17 protein-coding genes are annotated in these 15,473 nt (G+C 66.4%); 9 read left to right on the forward strand and 8 right to left on the reverse strand.

From position 1 onward, the window contains the following. Positions 1 to 4 precede the first annotated feature (4 nt). Together nrdR and LQZ85_RS07080 are read left to right on the forward strand one after the other, a co-directional pair. Positions 5 to 475, forward strand: a complete 471-nt coding sequence (nrdR, locus tag LQZ85_RS07075; protein ID WP_053096729.1) for a transcriptional regulator NrdR — start codon at positions 5 to 7, stop codon at positions 473 to 475. Positions 476 to 485: 10 nt separating this feature from the next. Beyond that, positions 486 to 1,508 (forward strand): quinone-dependent dihydroorotate dehydrogenase, encoded by a 1,023-nt coding sequence (locus LQZ85_RS07080; protein WP_230100721.1) that lies wholly within the window; start codon positions 486 to 488, stop codon positions 1,506 to 1,508. Positions 1,509 to 1,583: 75 nt separating this feature from the next. Here the strand turns inward: LQZ85_RS07080 and LQZ85_RS07085 are convergent, their stop codons facing one another. Further along, a complete protein-coding gene (locus tag LQZ85_RS07085) occupies positions 1,584 to 2,171 on the reverse strand; it encodes a DUF3043 domain-containing protein (RefSeq protein ID WP_053096724.1) in 588 nt (195 codons plus the stop codon). A 46-nt stretch (positions 2,172 to 2,217) separates the two neighbouring features. Between LQZ85_RS07085 and LQZ85_RS07090 the strand changes: the two genes are divergently transcribed. The 5 genes from LQZ85_RS07090 to LQZ85_RS07110 all read left to right on the forward strand — a co-directional run bounded on the left by LQZ85_RS07090 (position 2,218) and on the right by LQZ85_RS07110 (position 7,247). Then, positions 2,218 to 3,639: a dipeptidase gene (locus LQZ85_RS07090; protein ID WP_230100722.1), complete on the forward strand. Its 1,422-nt coding sequence runs from the start codon at positions 2,218 to 2,220 to the stop codon at positions 3,637 to 3,639. A 71-nt stretch (positions 3,640 to 3,710) separates the two neighbouring features. Beyond that, on the forward strand, positions 3,711 to 4,076 hold the full coding sequence (erpA, locus tag LQZ85_RS07095) for an iron-sulfur cluster insertion protein ErpA (protein ID WP_053096720.1): 366 nt from the start codon (positions 3,711 to 3,713) through the stop codon (positions 4,074 to 4,076). A gap of 96 nt (positions 4,077 to 4,172) precedes the next feature. Continuing rightward, positions 4,173 to 5,072, forward strand: coding sequence for a cytochrome c oxidase subunit II (gene coxB / locus LQZ85_RS07100; protein WP_053096718.1), 900 nt, complete (start codon positions 4,173 to 4,175; stop codon positions 5,070 to 5,072). 3 nt (positions 5,073 to 5,075) lie between these two features. Then, positions 5,076 to 6,809 (forward strand): cytochrome c oxidase subunit I, encoded by a 1,734-nt coding sequence (gene ctaD, locus LQZ85_RS07105; RefSeq protein WP_053096716.1) that lies wholly within the window; start codon positions 5,076 to 5,078, stop codon positions 6,807 to 6,809. A gap of 3 nt (positions 6,810 to 6,812) precedes the next feature. Continuing rightward, a complete protein-coding gene (locus LQZ85_RS07110; protein WP_053096714.1) occupies positions 6,813 to 7,247 on the forward strand; it encodes a cytochrome c oxidase subunit 4 in 435 nt (144 codons plus the stop codon). A gap of 58 nt (positions 7,248 to 7,305) precedes the next feature. Here LQZ85_RS07110 and LQZ85_RS07115 read toward each other — a convergent pair whose 3' ends face one another. The 7 genes from LQZ85_RS07115 to LQZ85_RS07145 form a co-directional block, all read right to left on the reverse strand. After that, entirely contained in the window at positions 7,306 to 7,725 is a 420-nt protein-coding gene (locus LQZ85_RS07115) for a rhodanese-like domain-containing protein (protein WP_230100723.1), read from the reverse strand. 85 nt (positions 7,726 to 7,810) lie between these two features. Continuing rightward, the gene (locus LQZ85_RS07120) at positions 7,811 to 8,314 is read right to left on the reverse strand and encodes a GNAT family N-acetyltransferase (RefSeq protein ID WP_230100724.1); all 504 of its coding nucleotides are present in this window, start codon (positions 8,312 to 8,314) and stop codon (positions 7,811 to 7,813) included. Beyond that, the gene (locus LQZ85_RS07125; RefSeq protein WP_230100725.1) at positions 8,311 to 8,724 is read right to left on the reverse strand and encodes a Rid family hydrolase; all 414 of its coding nucleotides are present in this window, start codon (positions 8,722 to 8,724) and stop codon (positions 8,311 to 8,313) included. The genes LQZ85_RS07120 and LQZ85_RS07125 overlap by 4 nt, the downstream gene beginning before the upstream one ends. 94 nt (positions 8,725 to 8,818) lie before the next feature. Continuing rightward, positions 8,819 to 10,633, reverse strand: a complete 1,815-nt coding sequence (locus LQZ85_RS07130) for a cytochrome bc complex cytochrome b subunit (protein ID WP_053096706.1) — start codon at positions 10,631 to 10,633, stop codon at positions 8,819 to 8,821. Continuing rightward, positions 10,630 to 11,706 carry a Rieske 2Fe-2S domain-containing protein gene (locus LQZ85_RS07135; RefSeq protein WP_042538395.1) on the reverse strand — a complete coding sequence of 359 codons (1,077 nt, stop codon included), beginning with the start codon at positions 11,704 to 11,706 and terminating at the stop codon, positions 10,630 to 10,632. Before LQZ85_RS07135 ends, LQZ85_RS07130 begins: the two co-directional genes overlap by 4 nt. Before the next feature lie 36 nt (positions 11,707 to 11,742). Continuing rightward, complete coding sequence (locus tag LQZ85_RS07140; protein WP_053096702.1) at positions 11,743 to 12,546, reverse strand: cytochrome c; 804 nt, start codon at positions 12,544 to 12,546, stop codon at positions 11,743 to 11,745. A gap of 20 nt (positions 12,547 to 12,566) precedes the next feature. Further along, positions 12,567 to 13,223, reverse strand: coding sequence for a heme-copper oxidase subunit III (locus LQZ85_RS07145; protein ID WP_053096700.1), 657 nt, complete (start codon positions 13,221 to 13,223; stop codon positions 12,567 to 12,569). A gap of 189 nt (positions 13,224 to 13,412) precedes the next feature. Between LQZ85_RS07145 and trpD the strand changes: the two genes are divergently transcribed. Both trpD and LQZ85_RS07155 read left to right on the forward strand, forming a co-directional pair. Further along, the gene (trpD, locus tag LQZ85_RS07150; RefSeq protein ID WP_053096699.1) at positions 13,413 to 14,477 is read left to right on the forward strand and encodes an anthranilate phosphoribosyltransferase; all 1,065 of its coding nucleotides are present in this window, start codon (positions 13,413 to 13,415) and stop codon (positions 14,475 to 14,477) included. Between the two features lie 8 nt (positions 14,478 to 14,485). Then, positions 14,486 to 15,472 carry a PHP domain-containing protein gene (locus LQZ85_RS07155; RefSeq protein ID WP_056278946.1) on the forward strand — a complete coding sequence of 329 codons (987 nt, stop codon included), beginning with the start codon at positions 14,486 to 14,488 and terminating at the stop codon, positions 15,470 to 15,472. Position 15,473 lies beyond the last annotated feature (1 nt).

Raw genomic sequence — 15,473 nt, forward strand, 5'->3', positions numbered from 1 at the left:
TCAGATGCACTGCCCCTTCTGCCGTCACTCGGACTCTCGCGTCATCGATTCCCGCACCAGCGACGACGGTCTCTCGATCAGGCGCCGTCGTCAGTGCCCTGAGTGCGGCGGGCGTTTCACGACCACCGAGACGGCCAGCCTCAACGTCATCAAGCGTTCGGGCGTCATGGAGCCGTTCAGTCGCGAGAAGGTGATCTCCGGCGTGCGCAAGGCGTGTCAGGGGCGCCCCGTGACCGAGGCCGATCTGGCGGTCCTCGCTCAGCGTGTCGAGGAGGCCGTGCGGCAGACAGGTGTCTCGCAGCTCGATACGAACGAGATCGGCTTGGCCATCCTCGGACCCCTCCGCGACCTCGATGAGGTCGCATACCTGCGGTTCGCGAGCGTGTATCAGGCTTTCGACTCGCTCGAGGATTTCGAGAGCGCCATCACGGATCTGCGTGCCGACCACGTCAAGCCGGAGCCTGCCGACCGGTAATCTGGCAGGGATGTATCCGCTGCTCTTTCGCGCTGTCCTGTCGCGCTTCGACCCCGAGTTCGCCCACCACGCCGGTATGGCGGTGATCCGCGTGCTCGGAGTGCCGCCGCTCTCCTGGGCGACGCGGGCACTGACGAAGCCGGACCCGTCGCTGCGGGTGGACGCACTCGGACTGAGCTTCTCCTCGCCCTTCGGCATCGCCGCCGGGTTCGACAAGAACGCGATCGGTGTCCGCGGCCTTGCAGCGCTCGGCTTCGGCCACGTCGAGGTCGGCACCGTCACCGCGATCCCGCAGGAGGGCAACCCGAAGCCCCGACTGTTCCGGCTGATCGCCGATCGTGCGGTCATCAACCGCATGGGATTCAACAACGAGGGCGCGGATGCCGCGGCCCGGCGCCTCGCGCGGTTGCGTCGCGGCGCCCCTGACACGGTCATCGGAGTCAACATCGGCAAGAGCCGTGTCGTCGACGTCGAGGACGCCACTGCCGACTACGTCGCTTCGGCGACGCGGCTGGCCCCGCTGGCCGACTACCTGGCCGTCAACGTCTCGTCCCCGAACACCCCGGGTCTTCGGGGACTGCAGGCGGTGGAGACGTTGGCTCCGCTGCTCCGGGCGGTGCGCGCGGCATCCGGAAAGACTCCGCTGCTCGTCAAGATCGCCCCCGATCTGGCTGACGACGAGATCGCCGCGATCGCGAAGCTCGCCGTCGACGAGGACCTCGCCGGCATCATCGCGCACAACACCACGATCAGCAGGGATGGACTCACGACGGACGCGGCGACGGTCGCGGCCATCGGAGCGGGCGGCCTCTCCGGCGCGCCCCTCAAGGAGCGCTCGCTTCAGGTGCTGCGTCTGGTTCGCTCGACCGTGCCCGCCGAGTTCTGCGTCATCGCCGTCGGGGGAGTGGAGACGCCCGCGGACGTTCAGGAGCGACTCGAAGCGGGCGCGACGCTCGTGCAGGGCTACACGGCGTTCCTGTACCGCGGTCCGTTCTGGGGACGCGAGATCAACCGGGGCCTCGTCGCACGCTGAGAAGCTGCGCGTACGAACAAGAGAGGCGCCTCGTGCTCATAGAGCACGAGGCGCCTCTCTCGATGATTCAGGGGATCAGGCGGGGCGGTCGCCGCGCTTGACCTGCGGCTTCGGCAGACGCATGAACCGCATCTGCAGCGACCGCATCGCGGCGTACCAGCCGAGACCGCGCTCCATGCGGTCCTTGCCGAACTTCGCGGCGACCTTGCGCTTGACGCGCATCCCCAGCAGGATCATGCCGCCGATCGCGAGGATCAGGTACGCCATCATGACCAGGTACGCCCAGCCGGCGATCGCGAAGCCGCCGATGGCGAGGTTGGCCGGAAGGAGCGAGATGAGGATGACGAGCACCATGACGCCCATCACGAACTCGGCGGGGTGCCATCCGGCGTCCACGTAGTCGCGGACCCAGCGGCGCTGCGGGCCCTTGTCGCGAGCCGGGAGGTACTTCTCCTCGCCGGCCGCCAGACCGGCCTGCGCGCGGTTGCGTCGCTCGCTGAGCTCGGCGCGCGCTGCGGCCTTGGCCTCCTTGGTGTTCGCGACCAGAGGACGGCGGCGGGCCGCTTCCTGCTCGGCCCGGGTCGGCGTCGCGCGTCCCTTGCCCGACGCGGTCGTCTCGGCGGCGTCGTCGTTCGTCGAAGGGGGGACAGGGGTAGTGGCCACGAGGTTCCTCGGTTCAGTGAAGGCGGATCACCTTAAGATTACTCGCATGACATCTCCTGCCCAGCCCGGTGACCAGAATCTGTCCAGCGAACGCGAGCCGGCCGTCCTCGAGGCCGCAGCCACAGGGTTCCCGGCCGCGCTGAGCGACCTGGGCGCACTCGTCCGCATCCCCGGCATGGCCTGGCCCGCGTTCGACCAGACGCAGCTCGAACGCAGCTCGGAGGCGGTCGCCGCGCTCGCGACGGCGACGGGGGTCTTCGACGACGTGCGGGTGCTGCGCGCCGCGATCCCCGGCACCGCCGAGCACGGGCAGCCTGCCGTGCTCGCGACGCGTGCTGCGCGCAACGGCAAGCCGACGATCCTGCTCTACGCGCACCACGACGTGCAGCCTCCGGGAGACGACGCGCTGTGGGAGACGCCGCCGTTCGAGCCAACGGTGCGCGACGGACGCCTGTACGGGCGCGGAGCCGCCGATGACAAAGCGGGCATCATGGCGCACATCGCCGCGATCCGCGCTGTGGCCGAGGTCGTGGGCGACGATCTCGAGCTCGGGATCGCGATGTTCATCGAGGGGGAGGAGGAGTACGGATCGCGCTCCTTCGCTCAGTTCCTCGCGGACTACAAGGAAGCGCTCCGGGCGGATGCGATCGTGGTCGCCGACTCGGGCAACTGGGATTCGGTCACCCCCGGCCTCACCGTCTCGCTCCGTGGCAACGCGCGCTTCACCGTGCGCGTGCGCACCCTCGACCATGCGTCTCACTCGGGCATGTTCGGCGGAGCGGTTCCGGACGCCATGATGGCCACGGTGAGGATGCTCGCCACGCTCTGGAACGAGGACGGCTCCGTCGCCGTCGAGGGGATGACCGAGCGCGACGCGCCGACGCCGGAGTACACCGAGGAGACGCTCCGCGATGAAGCGGGTCTTCTTCCTGGCACGTCTCCGGTCGGCGGGGGCAGCATTCTCAGCCGGATCTGGAACAAGCCGGCGGTCACGGTCATCGGGATCGATGCGACGAGCGTCGCCGCGGCGTCGAACACCCTCCTTCCCGAGGTGACGGTGGTCGTGAGCGCGCGCGTCGCGCCAGGTCAGACGGGGGAGGAGGCGTATGCCGCCCTCGAGGCGCATCTGCGCGCGAACGCGCCGTTCGGTGCGGAGCTGACCTTCACCGACGTCGACCTGGGAAACGGCTTCCTCGTCGACACCAGCGGCTGGGCGGTCGCCCTCACCCGCGATGCGATGCGCGACGGGTACGGTGTGCCGCCGGTCGACCTCGGCGTCGGCGGTTCGATCCCGTTCATCGCAGATCTGGTGCGGGAGTTCCCCGATGCGCAGATTCTCGTGACCGGCGTCGAGGACCCGCACTCGCGTGCCCACAGCCCGAATGAATCGCTGCACCTCGACACGTTCCGCCATGCGGTCGCGACCGAGGCTCTGCTGCTCTCGCGCATGAACGACATCATCATCTGAGCCGCATCCGCGAGCCTGAGGGTAAAATCGAGATACCAGCCGTGCGAGCGCGGCCCGTCACAAGGAGCGACATGAGCGACACCACACTGACTTCGGCAGAGACCACCCAGGCGCACGGCGTGAAGCTGACCGATGCCGCGGCCACGAAGGTCAAGAACCTTCTCGAGCAGGAGGGCCGCGATGACCTGCGTCTGCGCGTAGCCGTTCAGCCCGGCGGATGCTCCGGCCTGATCTACCAGCTGTACTTCGACGAGCGATTCCTCGAGGGCGACGAGACCGTCGACTTCGACGGCGTCGAGGTCATCATCGACAACATGAGCGTCCCGTACCTCGACGGCGCCTCCATCGACTTCAAGGACACGATCTCGGAGCAGGGCTTCACGATCGACAACCCCAACGCCGCAGGCAGCTGCGCCTGCGGAGACAGCTTCCACTGATCCGAACCCCTCCGCCAACCTGCGTGGTTGGCATGAATCAGGTGTGAGGTTGCCCTAGACTTGGGTGTGCCCTGTCCGCAATCTGAAAGGTGCATCGTGCCCTCGAAACGCCGCCTTCGTTGGGCCGCTCTCCCCCTGGGAGTAGCGGCAGCCGTGGCCCTGGCGGGATGTACTGCCACTGAGCTGAACGGTTACCTCCCGGGCTTCGTGGAGGGTGAGCCTGCGGCCACCAACCAGACCGAGCGCGTCTCGTCGCTCTGGGTCAACTCCTGGATCGTCCTCCTCGCCGTCGGCGTGATCACCTGGGGCCTGATGGCCTGGGCCGCGATCGCCTACCGTCGCCGGAAGGGTCAGACCGGACTGCCCGTGCAGATGCGGTACAACATGCCGATCGAGATCTTCTACACGGTCGTGCCGCTGATCCTCGTGCTGGGCATGTTCTTCTTCACCGCGCGTGACCAGTCGGCGATCGAGACGAAGTGGGACGAACCCGACGTCGAGATCACGGCCATCGCCAAGCAGTGGGCGTGGGACTTCCAGTACGACGGTGAAGAAGAGGACAACTCCGACGCCGTCTGGACGATGGGAATCCAGGCCCAGCCGGACGCGGACGGCACCATCGATCAGGCGCAGCTCCCGACGCTGGTGCTGCCGGTCGACCAGAAGGTCACGATCAACCTGCAGTCCCGCGATGTCATCCACTCGTTCTGGATCATCGACTTCCTGTACAAGAAGGACATGTACATCGGGAAGGACAACTCCTGGTCCTTCATCCCGACCCGAGTCGGCGAGTACGCCGGCAAGTGCGCCGAGCTCTGCGGCGAGTACCACTCGATGATGCTCTTCAACGTCAAGGTCGTCGAGCAGGACGAGTACGACGCCTACCTCCAGACTCTCGAGGAGGAAGGCAACACGGGAGACATCACGGACGCGTACGACCGTCTGTCGAACTACCCGGGGACCACCGCCCCGACCTCCGAGGAAGGAGAGGAGTAAGCCATGTCGACCACTGAAGCCCCCCGCACCGACGAGGCCCCTCGCTCTCGACCCACCACCCTGCCCGCACGTCAGGCTGCTCTCATGAGCTCGTCGCGTGTCGAGCAGAAGGGCAACATCGTCGTCAAGTGGATCACCTCCACCGACCACAAGACGATCGGGTACATGTACCTCATCGCCTCGGTGCTGTTCTTCCTCCTCGGCGGCGTGATGGCACTCGTCATCCGTGCTGAGCTCTTCGCTCCGGGAATGCAGATCATCCCGACCAAGGAGCAGTACAACCAGCTCTTCACGATGCACGGCACGATCATGCTGCTGATGTTCGCGACACCGCTGTTCGCCGGCTTCGCCAACGCGATCCTGCCGCTGCAGCTCGGCGCCCCGGACGTCGCCTTCCCGCGTCTGAACGCGTTCGCGTTCTGGCTGTTCCTCTTCGGCTCGACGATCGCCGTCGCCGGCTTCCTCACCCCGCAGGGTGCGGCCTCGTTCGGATGGTTCGCCTATCAGCCGCTCGCCAGTGCGTCCTTCTCTCCGGGTGCCGGTGGAAACCTCTGGATGCTGGGTCTCGGCATCTCGGGCTTCGGAACCATCCTCGGCGCCGTGAACTTCATCACCACGGTGATCACGATGCGCGCACCGGGTATGACGATGTGGCGCATGCCGATCTTCTCGTGGAACACGCTCATCACGAGCCTCCTCATCCTGATGGCCTTCCCGGTGCTCGCCGCCGCGATCTTCGCCGCAGGTGCGGACCGCGTGCTCGGCGCTCACATCTACGACCCGGCCAACGGCGGTGTCCTGCTCTGGCAGCACCTGTTCTGGTTCTTCGGTCACCCTGAGGTCTACATCATCGCTCTGCCGTTCTTCGGCATCGTCTCCGAGATCTTCCCGGTCTTCAGCCGCAAGCCGATCTTCGGATACAAGACGCTCGTGTACGCGACGATCGCGATCGCCGCACTGTCCGTCGCCGTGTGGGCTCACCACATGTACGTGACCGGCTCTGTGCTGCTGCCGTTCTTCGCCCTCATGACGATGCTCATCGCAGTGCCGACGGGAGTGAAGATCTTCAACTGGATCGGCACGCTGTGGCGTGGATCGGTGACCTTCGAGACCCCGATGGTGTTCGCACTGGGCTTCCTGGTGTCGTTCGTCTTCGGTGGCCTGACCGGTGTCATCCTCGCGGCTCCGCCGCTGGACTTCCACCTGTCCGACTCGTACTTCGTGGTCGCGCACTTCCACTACGTCGTCTTCGGCACCGTCGTGTTCGCCATGTTCGCCGGGTTCTACTTCTGGTGGCCGAAGTGGACCGGACGCATGCTCAACGAGCGCCTGGGCTACGTGCACTTCTGGATGCTGTTCATCGGCTTCCACATGACGTTCCTCATCCAGCACTGGCTGGGCGTCGACGGCATGGTGCGTCGCTACGCCGACTACTCGCCGGAAGACGGATGGACGTGGGGCAACCAGGTCTCGACGATCGGCGCGATCATCCTCGGTGCCTCGATGCTGCCCTTCTTCCTGAACGTGTGGATCACGGCTCGCAAGGCTCCGAAGGTCACGGTGAACGACCCGTGGGGCTACGGCGCTTCGCTCGAGTGGGCGACGTCCTGCCCGCCGCCGCGTCACAACTTCACGTCGATCCCGCGTATCCGCAGTGAGCGTCCCGCGTTCGACCTGAACCATCCCGAGGCTGCGGAGTTCACGCCCGCTGCGCCCGGCGAGCGAGAGGGCCACTGAGCCATGCGCGACAATGTCATCCTCTGGTGGGTCCTGACCGCCTTCTTCGCCCTGGTCGGCGTCGTCTACACCGGCTGGCACATCCTCGCCACGCCGTCGGACAATTTCGCCGCGCGGATCGAATGGGTCGGCACCGTGGCGCTGTTCTTCGCCGCGTTCATGGGCGCGATGATCGCGTTCTACCTCGACCGCACGCACAAGGCTCAGAACGGCGAATTGCCTGAGGACATCCTCACGAGCGACATCGACGACGGAGACCCCGAGCTCGGCGAGTTCAGCCCCTGGTCCTGGTGGCCGATCGTCCTCGCGGGTTCCGCTGCCGTCTTCGTCGTGGGACTGGCCGTCGGACACTTCCTGCTTCCGATCGGCCTGGCGATCTTCGTCGTCGCGATCGTCGGCTGGGTCTACGAGTACTACCGCGGGAACTTCGCCCGCTGATCTGCATGCAGAAAGCCCCTGGCATCTCCATCCCAGGGGCTTTCTGCATGTCCTGTCGCTACGCGCGGCTGCGGACACGGGCGATGCCCGTCAGCGGGTCGACAGGCCGACGGTGGACGCCGTCGGCGTCCTCCACGGGATAGCCCTCCCTGACCCAATACTCGAACCCGCCGATCATCTCGCGAACGGCGTAGCCGAGCTTCGCGAACTCCAGAGCGCCCTTCGCGCCGGCGTTGCACCCCGGGCTCCAGCAGTAGACGACGACGGCGGCGTCGAGGGGGATCTCGGCAGGAGCGCGGCTCGTGATCTCGCTGTAGTGCATCTGTGTCGCTCCAGCGACGCGTCCCTGCGCCCACGCTTCCTCTGAGCGGACATCGATGATGACGATGTCGTCTTCGGAGCGGAGAGCGGCATACACATCGCTCGCATCGGTCTCGTAGGCGAGCTTGGCGGCGTAGTAGTCAGCGCGATCGATCATGCGCTCAGCCTAGGCAACGGCGCGAGGTCCCGCCGTCATCATCCGGACGGCGGCGCACTGGATTCCGCCAATGTGGAGTGCAGGCTCAGAGCTCCGCTGTCATCTGGACGCGGCGTCCGTATCGGTCGAGGCCGAGGGCGGCCTCGGTCTCCACCAGGCCGCGCTGGAACGGCGTCTCGGGGATGCTCTCGAGGAACCCGCACGACGCGTAGAAGGGCGCGTTCCACGGGATCTCGGCATAGGTCCGCAAGCTCATGCGCGTGTAGCCGCGATCCCGCGCCTCATCGAGTGCAGCGCTCACAAGGCGGCGTCCGAATCCCTGTCGTCCCACGGTGGGGAGGACAGACAGCTGTTCGAGGTGCGCATGACCGTCGGAGTCCAGGACATGGACGAAACCCACAGGGGAGGAGCCCTCTGACTCTTCCAGAACGAGAACGAATCCCGGCTCGGCGAGGCGTTCGGCACCGTTCGCAGCGGGAGGCCATACTGGCGCCCCCAGACTGTCGATCAGGAGAGCGTCAGCCTGGGCCTCGATGGCGGTCAGGAGCTCCGCATCCTCGGACGTGGCGGGCCTGATCGCAGCGCTCATCGGTTCGTCTCCGCGATCGCAGCGACCGCTTCGATCTCCACCAGCTGGTCGTCGTACCCCAGCACGGTGACGCCCATGAGGGTGCTCGGTACGTCGTGCTCCGCGAAGGCCTCGTGAACGACGTTCCATGCAGTGACCAGATCAGCCTGAGACGACGACGCCACGAGGACCCGCGTGCTGATGACGTCGGCGATCGTGGCGCCACTGGCGCGCAGCGCGAGATCGAGGGTCTCCAGGCAACGTGACGCTTGCGCGGCGTAGTCGCCGGGGGCCGTGGTGGTTCCGTCGTCCTCGAGCGGGCAGGCGCCCGCGAGGAAGATGAGTCGGGAGCCCGCCGGAGCAGTGGCGGCGTAGGCATAGGGGGCGGCAGCGAGATCGGCGGATCGGATGAGTTGGACTGCGGAGGTCATGGCACGATCCTTCCACGTTCATTTGAGAGCCTCCCGGACATGAAGAAGGCCCTGTCCGAAACGGACAGGGCCTTCTTGCGGGGGAGCGGCGATGTTACTCGTCGTCCTCGGACTTCTTCTTGCGAGGCTTCTTCACCGGCTCGGTCGCGATGACCGTGCTGGGAGTGTTCGCCGTCTCGTCGACGTGCGTCTCGCTGACGGTGATCGGAGCGTCGGGGACGCCGGCGCGCTCATGGGCGCCCTGGATCTCCGCCGCCTCGGTCTCATCGTTCTGAGCCGTGACGTGGTGCTGGTGAGCGTCCGCAGCTTCGATCTCCGCCTGCGTGAGCGGCGCGAGCCGGTCCTCGAAGAACCACCGTGAGATGGAAGAACGGAGGTTCTCCGTCCACGAGATTCGTCCCTTCGCGTTCGGACGCACGACCAGAGGCTCGTAGTTGTCCACATCGATGAGCTTCCAGCGGTCGTACGTGTCGACCGGCTGGTGCACCTCGATGAACTCGCCGCCGGGAAGGCGGACGATGCGTCCGGACTCGAAACCGTGCAGCACGATCTCGCGGTCCTTCTTCTGCAGCGCGAGGGCGATCCGCTTGGCGATGAAGTAGCCGAGGACCGGTCCGACGAACAGCAGCGCCTGGAGCGCGTGGATCACGCCCTCCATGGTCAGCATGAAGTGCGTCGCGATGAGGTCGGAGGATGCTGCAGCCCACAGGACGGCGTAGAAGATCACGCCGGCGACGCCGATCGCGGTGCGGGTCGCCGCGTTGCGCGGACGCTGAGCGATGTGGTGCTCGCGCTTGTCTCCCGTGATCCACGCCTCGATGAAGGGGTAGATCGCGACGAGCACGATGAAGAGCCCGAGGACGACCAGCGGCAGCAGGATTCCGAACGACCAGGTGCGATCGAGGAAGACCACGTCGAGGTTGGACGGAGCGAGGCGCAGGGCGCCGTCCGCGAATCCGATGTACCAGTCAGGCTGAGTACCGGCGGAGACGGGGGAGGGGTCGTACGGGCCGTAGTTCCAGATCGGGTTGATCTGGAAGAACGTCGCGATCAGCACGATCGTGCCGAAGACGATGAACAGGTAGCCGCCCATCTTCGACATGTACACCGGCATCATCGGGTAGCCGACGACGTTGTCGTTCGTGCGGCCGGGGCCGGCGAACTGCGTGTGCTTGTTGACGATCATCAGCATGAGGTGCACGGCGATGAGGCCGATCACCAGCAACGGCAGCAGCAGGATGTGCAGCGTGTACAGGCGACCGACGATGTCCGTACCCGGGAACTCGCCGCCGAAGAGGAGGAACGAGGTCCAGGTTCCGATCAGCGGGATGCCCTTGATCATGCCGTCGATGATGCGGAGACCGTTGCCCGAGAGCAGGTCGTCGGGAAGCGAGTATCCGGTGAAGCCCTCGGCCATCGCCAGGACGAACAGCACGAAGCCGATCACCCAGTTGAGCTCGCGGGGCTTGCGGAATGCGCCGGTGAAGAACACGCGCAGCATGTGCACGCCGATTCCCGCGACGAAGACGAGTGCGGCCCAGTGGTGGATCTGGCGAACCAGGAGACCACCGCGGAGGTCGAACGAGATGTGCAGCGACGACTCGAGTGCCGCCGACATCTCGATGCCGCGCATCGGAGCATAGGCGCCCGTGTAGTGCGTCTCGACCATGGAGGCCTGGAAGAAGAACGTCAGGAAGGTTCCGGACAGGAACACGACCACGAAGCTCCACAGCGCGATCTCACCGAGCATGAACGACCAGTGGTCGGGGAAGATCTTGCGTCCGAGCTCCTTGACGAAGCCGGAGATGCTGGTGCGCTCATCGATGTAGTTCGACGCGGCGCCGACGAATCGGCCGCCGAGAGGCGCCTTGTTGTCCTTGTCCTCTTTGGACAGCGTTGCGGTGCTCAATGGCGCTCCCAGAAGCTCGGGCCGACGGGCTCGGTGAAGTCACTGCGTGCGACGAGGTAGCCCTCGTCGTCGACGGTGATGGGCAGCTGCGGCAGCGGACGCGCGGCAGGTCCGAAGATGACCTTGGCGTGATCTGTGACGTCGAACTGCGACTGGTGGCAGGGGCAGAGGAGGTGGTGCGTCTGCTGCTCGTAGAGTGCCACCGGGCATCCGACGTGCGTGCAGACCTTCGAGTACGCGACGATGCCGTCGTACGACCAGTCCTTGCGGTCTTCGGCCTCGATGAGCTGCTCGGGGCGCAGGCGCATCATCAGCACGATGGCCTTGGCCTTCTCCTCGAGGTAGCCGTCGTGGTGGCTGAGCTCTGCGAGATCCTCGGGGATCACGTGGAATGCGGATCCGAGGGTCACATCCGCTGCACGGATCGGGGTGCCGTCGGGGTCGCGCACGAGACGCTGGCCCTTCTCCCACATGGTGTGCTTCAGCAGCGTGACCGGATCGCCCGCGGTGGGGTCGTCGGGCGTGCTGTGCGGAGCGAGACCGCGGAAGAGCGTGACACCGGGGATGATCGAGGCCACGATCGCCGCGAACAGCGAGTTGCGGATCATCGTGCGTCGTCCGAAACCGGACTCCTCGTTGGCCGTGGCGAACGCCTCGACGACGGCCTCTCGCGTCGAGTCCTTGCCCCGGGTGGGGTGACGGTGCTCGATGTGCTCCTTGTCGCTCATCAGCGCCTTGGACCAGTGGATCGCGCCGATGCCGATCGAGAGCAGCGCGAGTGCGATGCCCAGACCGATGAAGAGGTTGTTCTGACGGATGTCGATGAGCGCGCCGCTCTCGATGGGGAAGAGCATGTAGGCGGCGACCGCCCAGATGCTTCCTGCCAGTGAGAGATAGAACAGCGTGTATACCGTGCGCTCTGCAGCCTTCTCAGCGCGCGGGTCCTTGTCGGTCATCCGCGCGCGGTGCGGCGGCAGCCCCGGGTTCTGCACGGGATCGCTGACTGCGACACCCAGCCCCGGAGAGGGCTGGTAGGCCCTGTCAAGAGCCTGCGAGTCGTCGTCGTGTGCCATGGTGCTCCTCGTACGTTCCTCTTCGATGAATAAGCGTCAGTTGGACTTCGCCGTGATCCACACGGTGATGGCGACGAGCGCGCCGATGCCGAAGATCCAGACGAACAGGCCCTCGGAGACGGGACCGAGCGAACCGAGCGAGAAACCGCCGATCTGCACGGACTGCTGCTGGTAGAGCAGAGCCGAGATGATGTCGCGCTTGTCTTCGTCCGACAGGTTCATGTCGCCGAAGACGGGCATGTTCTGGGGGCCGGTGACCATGGCCGCGTACATGTGCAGCGCGCTGGTCTCGGTCAGTGCGGGGGCGTACTTGCCCTCGGTGAGTGCTCCTCCGGCGGCCGCCACGTTGTGGCACATCGCGCAGTTGACGCGGAACAGCTCCGCGCCGTTGGCGACGTCGCCTTCACCGTCGAGGATGTGGTCCTCGGGGAAGGTGGGGCCGGGAGCCGACTCCTGCACGAAGGAGGAGATCGCGAGGATCTGCTCCTCGGTGAACTGCGGCTCCTTCTGCGGCGCCTGGGGCCCCTGCATCTGCAGCGGCATGCGGCCGGTCGACATCTGGAACTCGACCGCGAGCTCGCCGACGCCGTAGAGGCTCGGTCCGTTCGCCGTGCCCTGCAGATCGAGACCGTGGCAGGTGGCGCAGTTGGCCGTGAACAGCTTCTCGCCGTCCTCGACGGTGAGCGTGCTCGCCGCGGTGGTCTGGGTGTCGGTCGCAGCGAAGGCTGCGGACGTTCCGGCGTACACGGCGCCGGTGATCATGAGGCCTGCTCCGATGAGGGCTGCCGCAGCCAGGGGACTGCGACGGCCATTCGAACGGCGCTTCTTCTCTCGTGCCATCTCGGGGATCAGCTCCGCTCTTATTTCAGGAAGTAAATGACGACGAACAGCACGATCCAGACGACGTCGACGAAGTGCCAGTAGTAGGACACCACGATCGAGGAGGTCGCCTCCTTGTGCCGGAAATTCTTGACGGCGTACGCACGGCCGATGACGAGGAGGAAGGCGATCAGACCGCCGGTGACGTGCAGGGCGTGGAAGCCGGTCGTCAGGTAGAACGCGGATGCGTAGGAGTCAGCGCTGATCGGCATGCCTTCTGCGACGAGCTGCGCGTACTCCCAGACCTGCCCGGAGACGAAGATCGCGCCGAGGGCGAAGGTGAGGAAGAACCACTCGACCATGCCCCAGCCGAACAGGCGACGGCGGCCGGCGCCGTTCTTCTGTCCCTTGGCGATGCGGTACGGCTGCAGGTCCTCGGCCGCGAACACGCCCATCTGGCACGTGAACGAGGAGAGCACGAGGATCGCCGTGTTCACGAACGCGAACGGGACGTTCAGCAGTTCGGTGCGGTCGGCCCAGAGCTCGGGGGAGGTGCTGCGGAGCGTGAAGTAGATCGCGAAGAGTCCCGCGAAGAACATCACCTCGCTGCCGAGCCACACAATGGTGCCGACAGCTACCGGGTTGGGGCGCTTGATCGTTCTTGCCGCCGGGGCATACGTCGCTGAGGTCGTCACCATTCCATTATGGCCGATCTCCGGGCGTGATTCTCGCACCGGAGGCCCTCGTTTCGCCCGGGAACGACTTAGGGCACCCTAAGAAAATGCTGCGAATCCTCGGTGAATACGCGGGAAACGAGGGATGATGGACGCCCGGCGCCCGTTCTGCAAGAGTCTGCACGTTTTCCCTGCGCCGATAGGATCGCACACATGGCTGATTCCCTGACCTGGTCCGACGTGCTCACCACTCTTCTGGAGCGTCGCGACCTCAGCGTCTGGGAATCGACGTGGGCGATGCGTCAGATCATGCGCGGCGACGTCACACAGGCGCAGCTCGCCGGTTTCCTCGTCGCCCTCCGCGCCAAGGGAGAGACGATCGATGAGATCGTCGGATTCCGTGATGCGATCCTCGAGGCGGCGGTCCCGCTGCCCGTGTCGCCCGACGTCCTCGACATCGTCGGCACCGGCGGTGACCGTGTCGGCACGGTCAACGTGTCGACCACCGCGGCGGTCATCATCGGGGCGACCGGCATCCCGGTGGTCAAGCACGGCAACCGCGCAGCCAGCTCCGCCTCCGGCTCATCCGACGTGCTGAGCGCGCTCGGGCTGGAGCTCACCCTCGATCCCGCGGCGGTGTCGTCGATCCTCGACCGCACGGGCATCACGTTCGCCTGGGCGGGCGCCTTCCACCCCGGGTTCAAGCACGCGGGCGCCGTCCGTGCCGAACTCGGCGTCCCCACCGTCTTCAACATGCTCGGCCCCCTCTGCAACCCGGCTCGGGCCGAGGCGAACGCCGTCGGGGTGGCGCAGCTCGAGCGCGTCCCCCTCATCACGGGAGTGTTCCGGACGCGGGGCGCCACGGCCCTGGTGTTCCGCGGAGACGACGGACTCGACGAGCTGACGACCACGGGGCACAGCCGCATCTGGGAGGTCACGCGCGGTGACATCCACGAGCACGATCTCGATCCTCGAGATCTCGGGATCCCGATCGCGGACCTCGCGGATCTGATCGGCGGAACGCCCGACCACAACGCGGCGGTGCTGCGCCGGACGCTCGAGGGGGAGACGGGCGCGGTGCGAGACATCGTGCTCCTCAACGCGGCGGCCGGGATCGTCGCCTTCGAGCTGTCCCAGGACGCGACTCAGGTACAGCGACCGATCCTCGAGCGTCTCCGCGAGGGCTACGAGCGGGCAGCCGCGGCGGTCGACGACGGTCGCGCCATAGCGAAGCTCGACGAATGGATCGGCGTCAGCCGCGAGCTGGCATCCGCATAGGAGATGTGATGGACCCGATCGCCGCCCTGCTCGAGATCGCCTCGCTGCTGGAGCGGGAACGCGCGTCGCGGTACCGGGCGAAGGCCTTCCGTCAGGCAGCTGCGACCCTGCAGCACCTGCCGGAGGACGTGCGCTCGGATCCGACGAGGCTGCGCGCGGCGAAAGGGATCGGCGAATCGACCTTCGGAGTCATCCGACAGGCGCAGAGCGGAGAGGTTCCCGACTATCTCGTGGAGCTCCGAGGCGACGTGGAGCCCGAGCGCGTGTCGGCCCTGAGAGCGAAGCTCCGAGGGGACCTGCACGCGCACACCGACTGGTCGGACGGAACCACGCCTATCGGCGTGATGGCGTCAGCGGCGCGGGCTCTCGGTCACGAGTATCAGGCGATCACAGATCATTCCCCGCGTCTGCGGGTCGCCCGCGGACTCTCCGCGGAGCGGCTGCGCGAGCAGATGCCGCTCGTGAGGGCGGAATCGGGTGACGGGTTCACGCTGCTGGCGGGGATCGAGGTCGACATCCTCGAAGACGGCGCGCTGGATCAGGAGGACGCCCTCCTCGGGGAGCTCGACATCGTGGTCGCATCCGTCCATTCGAAGCTGCGGATGGACGCCCGGCCCATGACCGCACGGATGATCGCCGCCGTGAGCCACCCGCGCGTGAACGTGCTCGGGCATTGCACCGGACGGCTGGTGCAGGGGGACCGAGGCACTCGTCCGGAATCGCAGTTCGATGCCCGTGCCGTCTTCTCCGCATGCGCCGAGAACGGCGTCGCGGTCGAGATCAACTCCCGGCCGGAGCGTCAGGACCCGCCCGACGATCTGATCGCGTTCGCCCTCGAGGCCGGCTGCCTCTTCTCGATCGACTCGGATGCGCACGCACCGGGTCAGCTCTCGCTCCTCGATCACGGTGCCGAGCGTGCCGAGAAGGCGGGGGTGCCTGCCTCCCGCATCATCACGACCTGGGGTCTCGACCGACTGCTGGCCTGGGCGAGCTGAG

It is taken from the genome of Microbacterium sp. Bi98 (assembly GCF_918698045.1).
Lineage (GTDB): Bacteria > Actinomycetota > Actinomycetes > Actinomycetales > Microbacteriaceae > Microbacterium.